The organism is Vibrio satsumensis (assembly GCF_050337435.1).
GTDB lineage: Bacteria > Pseudomonadota > Gammaproteobacteria > Enterobacterales > Vibrionaceae > Vibrio > Vibrio satsumensis.
This window is the reverse complement of sequence record NZ_JAKJSX010000019.1, coordinates 1-14,225: the sequence shown is the minus strand read 5'-3', so window position 1 is coordinate 14,225 and position 14,225 is coordinate 1. Positions and strand designations below refer to the sequence as shown.

Annotated in this window: 8 protein-coding genes; 6 read left to right on the top strand and 2 right to left on the bottom strand. The window is 46.0% G+C overall.

What is annotated here, in order from left to right; all coding sequences use genetic code 11:
* The first annotated feature begins 94 nt into the window (after positions 1 to 94).
* The gene (torR, locus tag L4C44_RS21090; protein WP_428805668.1) at positions 95 to 808 is read left to right on the top strand and encodes a two-component system response regulator TorR; all 714 of its coding nucleotides are present in this window, start codon (positions 95 to 97) and stop codon (positions 806 to 808) included.
* Between the two features lie 94 nt (positions 809 to 902).
* Here torR and elyC read toward each other — a convergent pair whose 3' ends face one another.
* The gene (elyC, locus tag L4C44_RS21085; RefSeq protein ID WP_146492182.1) at positions 903 to 1,757 is read right to left on the bottom strand and encodes an envelope biogenesis factor ElyC; all 855 of its coding nucleotides are present in this window, start codon (positions 1,755 to 1,757) and stop codon (positions 903 to 905) included.
* A 115-nt stretch (positions 1,758 to 1,872) separates the two neighbouring features.
* On the opposite strand from elyC, the gene cmoM reads away from it, so the two are divergent.
* The 5 genes from cmoM (at position 1,873) to fdhF (ending at position 13,868) form a co-directional block, all read left to right on the top strand.
* A complete protein-coding gene (gene cmoM / locus L4C44_RS21080) occupies positions 1,873 to 2,658 on the top strand; it encodes a tRNA uridine 5-oxyacetic acid(34) methyltransferase CmoM (protein WP_146492181.1) in 786 nt (261 codons plus the stop codon).
* A 125-nt stretch (positions 2,659 to 2,783) separates the two neighbouring features.
* On the top strand, positions 2,784 to 4,121 hold the full coding sequence (gene mukF / locus L4C44_RS21075) for a chromosome partition protein MukF (RefSeq protein WP_017055049.1): 1,338 nt from the start codon (positions 2,784 to 2,786) through the stop codon (positions 4,119 to 4,121).
* Entirely contained in the window at positions 4,102 to 4,902 is an 801-nt protein-coding gene (gene mukE, locus L4C44_RS21070; protein WP_061018447.1) for a chromosome partition protein MukE, read from the top strand. The genes mukF and mukE overlap by 20 nt, the downstream gene beginning before the upstream one ends.
* Positions 4,899 to 9,359 (top strand): chromosome partition protein MukB, encoded by a 4,461-nt coding sequence (gene mukB, locus L4C44_RS21065; RefSeq protein ID WP_428805667.1) that lies wholly within the window; start codon positions 4,899 to 4,901, stop codon positions 9,357 to 9,359. The genes mukE and mukB overlap by 4 nt, the downstream gene beginning before the upstream one ends.
* A gap of 279 nt (positions 9,360 to 9,638) precedes the next feature.
* Positions 9,639 to 13,868 carry a formate dehydrogenase subunit alpha gene (gene fdhF, locus L4C44_RS21060; protein ID WP_428805666.1) on the top strand — a complete coding sequence of 1,410 codons (4,230 nt, stop codon included), beginning with the start codon at positions 9,639 to 9,641 and terminating at the stop codon, positions 13,866 to 13,868.
* A 90-nt stretch (positions 13,869 to 13,958) separates the two neighbouring features.
* Here the strand turns inward: fdhF and L4C44_RS21055 are convergent.
* On the bottom strand, positions 13,959 to 14,225 hold a 267-nt coding region (locus L4C44_RS21055; RefSeq protein ID WP_372271563.1), incomplete at its 5' end, for an IS3 family transposase.

The following is a 14,225-nucleotide window of genomic DNA, read 5'->3' as shown; positions in this document are numbered from 1 at the left end:
CATGTTTCTGGCTTTTATCTCGTGTACTACTAGAATTGTTACGAGTTATGAATAGAATAGTCACTGAAACTATTAAATAAGAAAAGTGGTGTAGATGAGCTATCACGTATTAGTCGTAGAAGATGATGTGGTAACCCGCAGTAAACTGGTTGGATACTTCCAGAACGAAGGTTACACAGTTAGCGAAGCCGAAAGCGGCGCTCAAATGAGAGGCGTGTTAGAAGAAAACAACGTTGACCTCATTATGCTGGACATCAACTTACCAGGCGAAGATGGATTGATGCTAACTCGCGAATTACGCAGTCAATCAGACATTGGAATTATTTTAGTTACTGGACGCACGGATAGCATCGACAAAATTGTAGGCCTTGAAATGGGCGCTGACGATTATGTTACTAAACCCTTCGAACTTCGCGAGTTATTGGTTCGAGTTAAAAACCTACTTTGGCGTATTTCTGCCGCTCGTAAAACGGCAGCAGGTGTGGCTGAAGAACCAGAAGATGAATCAGTGGTTCGTTTTGGTGAGTGGACATTTGATATCCCTCGTCGTGCGTTAAGCAAAAACGGTGAACCGGTTAAACTGACGAAAGCTGAATACGAATTATTGGTTGCACTGTCTTCTTACCCAAATCAGGTGTTAAGCCGTGAGCGTATTCTCAATATGATTAGCCACCGTGTGGATGCGCCTAATGACCGTACCATCGACGTACTAATCCGTCGTATGCGTGCAAAAATGGAGTTCGATCCTAAGAACCCACAAATTTTTGTGACGGTTCACGGTGAAGGTTACATGTTTGCTGGTGACTAATTCCCGTTGAGTGTATGAGGATATTTGAATGTTAAAAAGCCGAGGCATCTTTGATGTCTCGGCTTTTTTTTACTGAATATTTTATGCAATCTGCTTATTGAGACTGTGCTGCAGAAACGTCACTGCCACCTTCAACAAGGTTGGATGCTTCGGGAACAACAATAGGCTCTTCGACCGGGTCATTACTTGTATCAAGCCAATCACGCAGGCTTTGCCAAACCAACCCCATGGTTTCGTGCCAGTAACGCTCAGTCTGCTCAAGGTAGAGAGCTTTTGGCATATACTTATTCCAAGGCTCAACAATCCCTTCTTGTGCAAGGTAGTTAGTTGGTGCTGGTAGAGGTTTCATGCCGGCAGCATTGAATTCATTCAGTGCGCGAGTCATATGGCTAGCTGAAGTCACTAGCACCATTCTTTTATTCTTAACAAACGCAGCAGCTTGGCGGGCTTCTTCCCAGGTGTCTTTTGCTGTTTCAAGCAGAATGATATCAGGTTTTGCTACGCCTAGTGCTAATGCAACTTTAGCCATCATTCTTGCGTTACTTACTTCAGTGCCCGCGCCATAGCCAGACAAAATAAGTTTTGCACCAGGGTAAAGGCGTAGAATACGAATCCCTTCACTTAAGCGCATCAGGCCGGTGCGACTAAGTTCTGATGTCGGTGGAATTTGGTCATCTACGACGTGACCACTTCCGAGAACCATCACGTAATCGACGGTTTCATCGACAGGTAAAAAAGCGGTGTGTTGCCTTTCCATTGGCATTAAAAGTTGACTAGAAACTGGCTGGAAAGCGATTAGGAAAATACCACATAGGGCTGAAAGGGTGATTAGGCAACCAGTCTTCCTTTTGGTAGTAAACATCACTAGGGCTAAACCCAGAAAAGCGAGAATTAACATTGCTGGCAGTGGCATCAATAGCGAAGACACTACTTTTTTCAGCTCAAACATATCCGAATAGTCCGAAAAAACATCACTTAGTAGTAAAAAGAGACATCGCCTCTTTATTCCTGAAATTCCTGTGACAGAATAGCAGGCACGATAGGACATAATAACTCAAGTAGCCGTGACTGAAGACCGTAATTTCGACGATATTGCCCACAAATTTGCAAAAAATATTTACGGTTCTGACAAAGGAGAGATCCGTCAGATCATCGTATGGGAAGATTTAGAACAAGCTTTGAGCAAATTTGAACAATCAGCTTCGCCACTGCATGTGCTTGATGCTGGAGGCGGACTTGCACAGATGTCGCAAAAAATTGCGTCGCTTGGGCATAACGTTTCTCTGTGTGACCTCTCTTCTGAAATGCTGAAGCTCGCAGAAGAAAGTATCAGCGAAGCGGGTTTGTTAGAGCAATATCGATTTATTCATTCACCGGTACAAAAAGTCGCAGAACATCTCGATGGAAAAGTCGATTTTGTGATGTTTCATGCCGTAATGGAATGGTTAGCCGATCCTAAAGAGGCGCTTGATTTATTGCTTGAACAAGTTAAACCGGGTGGCGTTGCCTCGATAATGTTTTACAACCACCACGGATTAGTCCTGAAAAATGTGATTTGTGGCAATATTCCTCATGTATTGAATGGGATGCCACATCGAAAACGGTTTAAGCTGCAACCACAAAAAGGCTTGAAGCCGGAAGAGGTTTACCAATGGATAGAAGACGCTGGTCTAGAAATCTGTGGTAAATCAGGCATTCGCTCTTTCAGTGACTACATAGGTAATATGGAGTACATGGGCGATTACCAATTTGAAGATGTATTGGAACTGGAAAAACAGCTATGTCGCCAAGAGCCATATCTGTCACTAGGCCGTTATATTCACGTTTGGGCTCAAAAACCTGCGCAATAACAGCGCTGAATGTGGTAAAAGAAGCCACAACATGCGCTATGCCATCGTAAGAAGCCCGCGTCATAAAGAAATAGGCGTCATATCTAATACATTCGATATGACGAAGAACAGTAACAGGAACCACAATGAGTGAAATGACTCAAACTGCCGAAGAGCAGCCAATTGATGAGTTGGTGGGCTGGGTCAAGCAGCATGATTTTTCATTAAACTTGCCACCAGAGCGCTTAGCATTTTTGATTGCTATCGCAGTACTAAGCAATGAAAGGTTCGATGAAGAGTTGGGCGAGGGGGAACTGCACGATGCATTTACCATCGTCACTCGACTGTTTGAAGATACTGGCGAAGCGTCCGCGTTTCGTGCCAACAATGCCATCAACGAGTTAGTTAAACAAAAGTTGATTAGCCGCTTTACTAGCGAAATCACCGATGGTGCGAGTATTTATCGCTTATCACCATTGGCGATTGGTATTTCAGATTATTACTTACGCCACCGTCAGTTCTCTAAGTTGAAACTGTCTATCCAGCTTTCAATGGTTGCGGACGAGATGGCAAAAGCCATTGAAGCAGCACAAAAAGGCGGAACTCCAGGACATTGGAGAAAGAATGTTTACGGCGTGCTCAAGTATTCTGTTGGTGAAATTTTCGATCAAATTGATCTTAACCAACGTGTTATGGATGAGCAGCAGCAAACAGTTAAGCAGCAAATTGCTGACCTTTTAAACAAAGATTGGCGAGAGGCGATTAACAACTGTGAAACCTTGCTTTCAGAAACCTCGTCCACGCTAAAAGAGTTGCAAGACACCTTGCAAGCGGCGGGTGATGAACTGCAAACACAGATCCTCGATATTCAAGAAATTGTTTACGGTGACGATGAACTCGAGTTCGTTGGCGAAACCCTGTTCGGCTTGCAGATGAAGCTAGACCGAATCACCAGTTGGGGCCAACAAGCCATCGATTTATGGATCGGCTACGACCGCCATGTTCACAAGTTTATTCGTACCGCGATTGATATGGATAAAAACCGAGCCTTTAGCCAGCGCTTGCGTCAGTCAGTCACTGACTACTTTGATGCACCTTGGTTATTGACTTACGCTGACGCTGAGAAGCTGACGGATCTTCGTGATGAAGCGCTTGTGCTTCGTGATGACGAAGTGATGGGACAAGCACCAATCGACGTAGAGTACGAAGAATTTGAGCAAGTGAATGACCTGCTTTCCGATCGAATTGCAGAGATGTTAAAAGCTCACAAACAGCAAGGCGCGCCAATTGATCTTGGCCTTGTGTTACGCGATTACCTCGCTGCACACCCTCGCACACACCATTTTGATTTAGCCAGAATTGTTGTCGACCAAGCCGTACGCTTAGGTTACTCAGAGTCTGACTATCAGGCTATTCAGCCAGATTGGCAGGCAATCAACGATTTCGGTGCAAAGGTACAAGCAAATGTCATTAACAAGTACTGATGATTACATGCCAGAGAAACTGGTAAAAGCGATAGCGAACCCACTGTTCCCTGCGCTAGACAGCATGCTGCGTTCAGGTAAGCATGTTTCAACAGAAGACCTAGATAACCACGCGTTACTGTCTGATTTTGAAGTTGAGCTTCAGCATTTCTATCAACGCTACAATACGGAACTGGTAAAAGCACCGGAAGGTTTCTTCTACCTGCGTCCGCGTTCTACGTCTCTAATTGGTCGTAGTGTGTTGTCTGAGCTAGACATGTTGGTTGGCAAGGTGTTGTGTTTCTTATACCTAAGCCCAGAACGTCTGGCTCATGAAGGTATCTTCACCAACCAAGAACTGTTTGATGAATTGATGTCGTTAGCGGATGAGAAAAAACTCATGAAGCTTGCAACCAACCGTGCGTCTGGTTCTGACCTAGATAAAGAAAAGCTCTTCGAAAAAGTACGTACTTCTTTACGTCGTTTGCGCCGTATCGGCATGTTGATTGCGATTGGTGAAACCGGCAAGTTCCGTATCAGCGAAGCGGTATTCCGCTTTGGCGCTGACGTTCGTGTTGGTGACGATATGAAAGAAGCGCAATTACGTCTTATCCGTGATGGTGAAGCTGTAGTTCATACCCAAGAGCCTAACCAAGGTAGCTTGTTGAATGAAGAACAGGCGGAAGCCGTATCAGAAGTAGACGTGGACGAAAACGGTCAACAAGACATTTTTAACGATCAAGCTGACTTTGACCTTGAGTCAAACGATGGCGAACAAACAAAAGTAGAAGGTGAAGCATGATTGAAAGAGGTAAGTATCAATCATTAACCATGGTCAACTGGAACGGCTTCTTTGCGCGTACTTTTGATATTGATGGATTGGTTACAACGCTTTCTGGCGGTAACGGTGCAGGTAAGTCGACCACTATGGCGGCATTCATCACAGCGCTGATTCCTGACCAAAGCCTTCTGCATTTCCGTAACACAACGGAAGCGGGTAGCTCACAGTCATCTCGTGATAAAGGCCTTTACGGTAAGCTTCAACCTGGCGCATGTTATGCTGCACTAGATGTTGTGAACTCTCGGAATCAACGCCTATTGTTTGCAGTAAAACTGCAGCAAGTTGCCGGTCGTGACAAGAAAGTAGACATCAAACCGTTCGTAATCCAAGGCCTTCCAAGCCATGTGAAACCAACGGATGTGTTGATTCAGAATGTTTCAGACAGCCACGCTCGCGTATGTCAGTTGAATGATGTGAAAGCGGCGGTAGCGCAATACGAAGGCGCTCATTTTAAAGCCTTCTCTTCGATTGTTGATTACCACTCGCAAATGTTTGAATACGGTGTGGTACCTAAGAAACTGCGTAACAGCAGCGACCGCTCTAAGTTCTACCGTTTGATCGAAGCATCGCTTTACGGCGGTATTTCTAGTGCGATTACGCGTTCTCTGCGCGATTATCTTCTACCGCAAAACGGTGGTGTGAAGAAAGCATTCCAAGACATGGAATCAGCACTGCGTGAGAACCGCATGACGCTAGAAGCGATCAAGACAACTCAGTCGGACCGTGACCTGTTCAAACACTTGATCACTGAATCGACGAACTACGTGGCAGCAGATTACATGCGCCATGCCAACGACCGTCGTAACAAGCTTGATCAAACCATGAAGTTCCGTGGTGAACTGTTTGGTTCGCGTGAAACCTTGCATGATCAAAACAACTTGTTGAATCGTGTTCAAGAAGAACTCGAACTGCTGGTCGATCAAGAATCAGCGCTAGAGCAAGATTACCAAGCGGCTTCGGATCATCTTCAATTGGTTCAAACTGCACTTCGCCAGCAAGAGAAAATTGCACGTTACAGCGAAGATCTAGAAGAGCTAAATGAGCGTCTAGAAGAGCAGATGATGGTAGTGGAAGAAGCCCAAGAACGAGTGCTTCTTGCTGAAGAGCAGGCGACCATTACTGAAGAAGAAGTGGATAGCCTGAAAACTCAGCTCGCTGACTACCAACAAGCGTTGGATGTTCAGCAGACTCGTGCACTTCAATACCAGCAAGCGGTTCAAGCATTAGAGAAAACCAAGCAGTTGCTAGGTGATGAATCGATTACTGCAGAAAGCGCGTTAACCTTGGTTTCTGAGCTAAAAGCACAAGAAGAGTCAAGCACGCAGGCGCTACTGGCTACTAAGCACAAGCTAGATATGTCTTCTGCAGCTTCAGCACAGTTCGACAAAGCACTGTCTTTAGTTAAGAGCATCGTTGGTGACGTTGAACGTAAAGAAGCGTCTCACTGCGCTAAGCAAGCTCTAGAAAAAGGTCGTAACGCAAAACACGTTGTTGAGAACGAACAGCAATGGCGTGCTCAGCACCGCGACATGGCTCGTGATGTAGCACAGCAGCGTCAAGCAAAAGAGCTGGCGACTGAATACCAAAAGCAACACAACATTTCACTGACTGACGAAGCGGTCTTCGACGAAGAGCGCGAACGTCATGCCATGCAAATCGAAACGCTTGAGTATGCTCAAGAAGAGCTGCGTGAAGCGAAAAGTGAACAACGTCGTGTACAACAAAACCACGATCAAGAGATTCAAAAACTTGAGTCAATTGCTCCTGCGTGGATCACGGCAAACGATGCACTTGAAGCTTTAAGAGATCAAACAGACGCTGAGCTAGAAGATAGCCAAGCGGTAATGACTCAAATGCAGCAAGTACTTGAAGATGAGAAATCTCAAGCGGTAGCAAAAGATCAGTTGGCAACGCGCCGAGCTGAACTTGAGCAAGAGATTGAGCGTTTAGCTTCGCCAGGTGGTTCTAACGATCCTCGCCTGAAAGGTCTAGCGGACACGCTGGGTGGCGTGCTGCTTTCTGAGATCTACGATGACATCACGATTGGTGATGCGCCGTACTTTAGTGCGATGTACGGCCCAGCTCGTCACGCGATTGTGGTTTCGGATCTTGATGGTATTAAAGAGAAGCTGGTGGATCTTGATGATTGTCCAGAAGACCTTTACATCCTAGAAGGCGATGTAGACGCATTTGATGACAGCTCGTTTAATGCCGATGAGCTTGAAGGCGCGGTGTGTGTTCAGCTGAACGATCGCCAAATGCGTTACTCTCGTTTTCCTGAGATCCCACTGTTTGGTCGCGCAGCTCGTGAACAACGCCTTGAGAAATTGCGTGAAGAGCGTGACGTTGTCGTTGAGAGCCACGCGAAAGCAGCGTTTGATTCTCAAAAACTGAATCGCTTATACCAAGCATTCAACAGCTTTGTTGCGAAGCACCTACACGTTGCGTTTAACGCAGACCCAGAACAAGCACTTACTGCGATTCGTGATAAGCGCAATCAAATTGTTCGTTCTCTGGCTGAGCTTAACTCTAAAGAGCAGCAGCAACGTAGCCAGCTTCTACAAAGCAAGCAGGCACTTGGTGCATTAGATAAATTAGCGCCAATGGTTCGTATTCTTGAAGACGAAACATTGGCTGAGCGCTTAGCTGAATTAGAAGCACAACTAGAGCGTTTAAGTGAAGCTAAGTCTTACTTGAATAGTCATGGCAAAGCGCTTACTTCTCTAGAGCAAATCGTATCTGCACTAGATGCTGATCCAGAGCAGTTCGAAGCCTTGGAAGCCGAATATCGTCAAGCCGATTACGCACTACAAACCCTAAAAGGCAAAGTGTTCGCTCTGTCTGATTTGATTGAGCGTCGTCACTACTTTGCTTACGCGGACTCTGTTGATTTGCTAAACAAGAGCAGTGAACTGAGCGAGCAATTAAAAGCGAAATTGGTTCAAGCAGAGCAAGCAAGAACCAAAGGCCGTGATGGCTTGAAGCAAGCTCGTGAACAGATGAACCAATATAACCAAGTATTGGCGGCACTGAAGAGCTCACATCAAGCGAAGCAAGAGACGGTTCAAGAGTTCAAACAAGAGCTACAAGAGTTTGGCGTAAACGCTGATGAAGGCGCTGAAGAGCGTGCTGTACGTCGTCGTGACGAGCTTCAAGAGCGTTTACACACATCTCGCAGCCGCAAGAGCGAATACGAGCGTACGATTACGTCAACAGAACTTGAGATGAAAGCCTTGGCTAAGCGTCTTAAGAAAGTACAGAAAGAGTACACAGAACTTCGTACCTTCGTGGTTGCAGCAAAAGCAGGTTGGTGCTCAGTACTTCGTTTAGCTCGTGAAAATGATGTTGAACGTCGTCTACACAAGCGTGAACTGGCTTACCTAACGGCGGGAGAACTTCGCTCAATGTCGGATAAATCATTGGGTGCGCTACGTCTGGCTGTAGCTGACAATGACGACTTACGTGATTCGCTGCGTCTATCGGAAGACAACGCACATCCAGAGCGTAAAGTTCTGTTCTACATTGCGGTTTACCAACATCTTCGCGAGCGTATTCGCCAAGACATCATTCATACGGATGATCCGGTTGAAGCAATCGAAGAGATGGAAGTTGAGCTCGCTCGACTAACAGAAGAATTGACACAGCGTGAAAACCGCTTGGCGATTAGCTCTGAGTCGGTAGCAAGCATTATCAAGAAAACGATTCAGCGCGAGCAGAACCGTATTCGAATGCTGAACCAAGGCTTGTCTAATATTTACTTTGGTCAGGTTAAGGGCGTTCGTCTGAACGTTAAGATCCGTGAAAGCCACGAAATCTTGCTGTCAGGCTTAGCGACTCAGCAAGAGCAGCACAAAGACTTGTTTGAATCAACGCGCTTCACCTTCTCAGAAGCAATGGCGAAATTGTTCCAACGTGTGAACCCACATATCGATATGGGTCAACGTTCTCCGCAAGTTCTGGGTGAAGAGCTACTGGATTATCGTAACTACCTAGAACTCAGTGTTGAAGTTAACCGTGGTTCAGACGGTTGGTTACAAGCGGAATCTGGCGCATTGTCTACGGGTGAAGCGATCGGTACCGGTCAGTCTATCCTACTGATGGTTGTTCAGAGCTGGGAAGAAGAGTCACGTCGACTTCGTAGTAAAGACATCGTTCCATGTCGTTTGTTGTTCCTTGATGAAGCGGCACGTCTGGATGCGAAATCTATTTCAACGCTATTTGAACTGTGTGACCGTTTAGGAATGCAACTTCTGATCGCGGCGCCAGAGAACATAAGTCCAGAGAAAGGCACAACTTACAAACTGGTTCGTAAGGTATTTAAAGACCACGAACATGTACACGTTGTTGGTTTGCGCGGTTTTGCTCAAAACAAGCCAGCATCTCCAGTGCAAGAGCTTATCGAAGAAACTGAGCAATAAGCTCGATAGCGATTCAACGATACTGATTCATAGCCCCTAATCATTAGGGGCTTTTTAGTACCTAAATCTAGCGTTCTGCAATTGTTCTAACCCCCTTTGAACTACTGATATGACCACTCATACATTAGGGCTAATCTCAATAGAACTTGTTTGAAGTCACACGCACAAAACCACAATTAATGTATGGTAATGGTATGGCAGTAGTGACTACACACGACTGAACGACTAATTAATATTTTTGAGCGTGGCTATTACGCAAACTAGAAGGCAGGACTCAATATGATTCAAATCGTTATTGATGGGAAATTTCGAATCGTCGAACAAGGACAAACCGTACTTGAAGCGGCAAAAACATGTGGTTTAGAGATCCCATCTCTATGTGGTTTGAACAAAACAACAGATAAGATTCCATGCGATTTATGTGTCGTCGAGGTTGATGGCTTAGGTATGAAGCGCTCGTGCGAGCTTGAAGTGTCTAATGGGTTGAATATTACGACTCAGTCAAAGCCGTTGACCAACCATCGACAAGAAGCGTTGAACCGCATAATGACAGACCATTACGCAGATTGTGAGGCACCATGCCAAACTGCGTGTCCTGCAGGGGTCGATATTCAATCTTATCTGCATCATATTGCTCAAAATGATCACATCAAAGCGATTGAGGTGATCAAAAAGACATTACCAATGCCGCTTTCGATTGGTCGTGTATGTCCTGCATTTTGTGAAACTGAATGCCGTCGAAACTTGGTTGATGAATCCATTGCGATACGCCAACTCAAGCGACACGCAGCCGATGCAGATTTAGCGGCGCAAGAAAGCTATATACCAGTTCAGAAACCAAATAAAGGTAAGAGTATAGCGATTGTTGGTAGTGGCCCCGGTGGTCTTACTGCTGGTTATTATCTATCCAACGAAGGCTATGATGTAGTTGTTTATGAGTCGATGCCTAAAGCTGGTGGTTGGCTGCGTTACGGTATCCCAGAGTATCGCTTACCGAAGTCGATTTTGGATAAAGAAATCGAGCTGATGTGTCGTAACGGGATGTCGGTAGAGTGTGAAAAAAAACTTGGTGTTGATTTTACACTGTCTGATTTGAGTAACGATTTTGATGCTGTTTGTTTAGCGGTTGGTGCATCGCAAGCGGTTGAAATGAACTATCCGGGTAGCGAGCTTAGCGGTTGTTACCTAGGCGTCGATTACCTTAAAGATTACGTGACCGATCAGCAGTATGTCACAGGTAAAAAGGTTGCAGTGATCGGTGGCGGTAACACCGCGATTGACTGTGCTCGAACTGCGGTGCGTGATGGTGCGGATACCACGTTGATTTATCGTCGAACTCGAGATGAGATGCCTGCAGAAGATTACGAAATTGAAGAAGCTGAGCATGAAGGTGTGAAGTTCCACTTCTTAACTAACCCGGCAGAAAACATAGCCGATGAAAACGGCCATGTAACAGAAATACGATTAGAACGCATGGCACTTGGTCCTGCGGATGCTTCTGGTCGTCGTAGCCCAAAACCAACGGGTGAGTTCTTTGTTGAAGCGTTCGATACGGTTATCGCTGCGGTGTCGCAAAAGCCTGATCTGAGCTTTATGGACAACGAATCGATTGATATTCCACTGACTCGTTGGAATACCGCTGATGCTGAGCCGCAAACCATGCATACCGGTACTGGCAATATCTTTAGTATTGGTGATTTTCGACGCGGCCCTGCTACGGCTGTCGAAGCCGTTGGCGATGGACGTATTGCAGCGCAAGCGATCGATCGTTTCTTTCACGGCGATATGGATAACATTCCGGTCAAACCGTTTAACTCAAGAAAGCACAAACAGCTCAAAGCGGTGGATCCTGAGCAGTACAAGTCCATTCAGCGAATGGCGCGTAAGATCATGCCAGAGCTAACCCCCGAGCAGCGCGAGCAAAGTTTTGAGGAAGTAGAAACAGGCTTTGATAATGCAGATGCAATCGCGGAAGCAGCAAGATGTTTAGAATGCGGCTGCCAAGCTAATACAAACTGCGACCTAAGAGACTATTCGACCGAATACAAGGCCACTCAAACATATCCAGAATACAAAATCGATGTGGCTTCAAATGAAAGTTGGCAGGCGATTCGCGCAGAAGAAGCGAAGGTCGGTTTAACAAGACAAAAATTTGCCGTTGATGACAGCTCTGAATTCATAATCTTTGATGCTAACCGCTGTATCAGTTGCGGTCAGTGTATCCAAGCATGTCGCGAGCAGAATGTTCATGGCGTTCTTAGCTTCATGAGCCAAGCCGATGGTAAGCCAGCATCAAGGCCTGAATGTCGCCCTAACTTTGGGTCGGACAAAACATTAATGGGCGACTCAAACTGTGTTCAATGTGGCTCTTGCATTCAGGCGTGTCCAACCGGTGCGATGGTGGATGCTCGTGATAGAAAGCAAGGAGACACAGACGTACTCAAGAAAGTCGATACCATCTGCACCTATTGTGGTGTGGGCTGTAAACTAACCATGCATATCGATGAGCACAAAAATAAAATCCGTTATATCGAAGGTGGGGACTCTCCGGTCAATGAAGGCATGTTGTGTGTTAAGGGGCGATTTGGTTTCGATTTCGTTGGCAGCGATGCGCGTTTAACCACACCATTAATTCGTAAAGATGGCTGGTTACAACCTGCAAGTTGGGATGAAGCGATTAAGCTCGTTGCCGAGAAGTTTACAGCGATTAAGCAAGGCTTTGGCAGTAACGCTTTGGCGGGGTTCTCGTCGGCGAAAACCACCAACGAGGATAACTATGCGTTCCAAAAATTCATTCGTCGTGAACTAGGTACCAATAACGTCGATCACTGTGCACGTCTTTGTCATGCCTCAACGGTGACTGGGCTTGAAGCTTCGCTAGGCAGTGGAGCTATGACCAATGATATTCCAAGTATCAAGCACTCTGATGTGATCTTTATTATTGGTTCGGACACCACATCGGCACATCCAATTATCGGCTCACACATCAAACAGGCGGTAAGACATAACGGTGCTCGCTTGATCGTCGCTGATCCTAAGAGAATCGATATTGCCGACCATGCTGAACTTTACCTAGCTCACCGACCGGGTACAGACGTGATGCTGATTAATGGCGTGATGCAGCAGATCATCAAACACGGTTGGTATGACCAAGAGTATATCGAAGATCGTGTGGACGGCTTTGATACCTTGTTACAAGAGGTCATGTCACCAAGCTACTCCTTAGACAAAGTGGAATTGGTGACAGGCGTTAAAGCGGAAGACATCTTCGCTATGGCGCGCTTGATCGGTACTGCAGAGCGTACCGCGGTGTACTACTCGATGGGTATTACGCAACACACTACTGGTCACGATAATGTTCGCTCTATCGCAAACCTTCAACTCTTGTGCGGCAACATTGGTATTGAAGGCGGTGGTATAAACCCATTACGTGGTCAATCTAATGTACAAGGCGCGTGTGACATGGGCGCATTGCCAAACAACCTTCCGGGCTACCAAAAAGTGTATAACCCAATGGTTCGTCAAAAATTCGCGATGGAGTGGGGCGTTACTGATTTACCAGCTGAAACGGGCTTAACACTGACCGAGATTATTGATGGCGCGTGTCATCGAGATGTGCGTGGTCTGTACGTTATGGGCGAGAACCCAGTGCTGAGTGACCCGAATCAAGCACATGTGATTGAAGGGCTTGAAGCGTTAGATTTCCTAGTGGTTCAAGATATTTTCTTAACTGAAACCGCCCAGTATGCCGATGTGGTTCTGCCGTCTTGCTCGTTCGCTGAGAAGTCTGGTCACTTTACTAATACCGAGCGTCGTGTTCAGCGCATTAACCCGGCGGTATTACCTCCAGGTGAAGCGAAAGAAGATTGGGTGATTATCCAAATGCTAGCCAACGCAATGGGCGGTGGTTGGGACTATAAAACCGTTGCTGATATCACCAATGAGATAGCACGTGTAACGCCACAGTATGGTGGTTTACGTTGGGAGAATATTACGGTGAACGGCGTGCAATGGCCAAGTAATAAGAATAACCCTGATGGCACTCGTATCATGCACCAGACCCAATTTACGCGTGGGCGTGGTCAAATGGAGGCGATTCCGTTTAGATACGCTGCTGAGTTACCGGACGCGGAATACCCGCTAGTATTAACGACAGGCCGCATTTTAGAACAGTTCCATACTGGAACCATGACACGTAAAACAAAAGGGTTGGATAACTTAGCAGGGCCGCGTGCCATGGTGAGTGTTCATGATGCTGAAGCATTGGGTATCTCGAATGGTCAGATGCTCAAAGTATCAACACGTCGTGGTGAAATAGAAATCGCGGCGTTTGTGACTAAGCGAATGCAAAAGGGTGTGGTGTTCATTCCATTCCATTTCGTTGAATCACCGGTTAACCGTTTGACGACTACTGCGACGGATCCACATGCGAAGATCCCTGAGTTTAAGGTAGCGGCGGTTCGTATTGACCCCATTCGTGAGTCTGAAACGGAAACAACAGAAGCTTAGTTCCGAGCGTTAAGCGAATTAGCGACAGACATTAAAAAGCCGCGTAACTCTCAGAGTTATGAAGTGACCCCGTAAAGTTGGACATTTCTGTTAAGCGGCTTTCAAGGCCTGAGTTCGATATTCTATCGGAGTCAGGCCTTTTAGTTTCACTTTTATACGTTTGGTATTGTAGTACTCGATGTATTCTTTAATTTGCTCTATCAGAGCATCTGCATCTTCAAAGCTTTGGTTGTGATACATCTCTGTTTTGAGTAAAGCAAAAAAGTTTTCAGCAACCGCATTATCCAAGCAGTTACCTTTTCTCGACATGCTTTGTGTTAACCCACTCTCCGCTACCTTTTTTTGATACTGTCGATG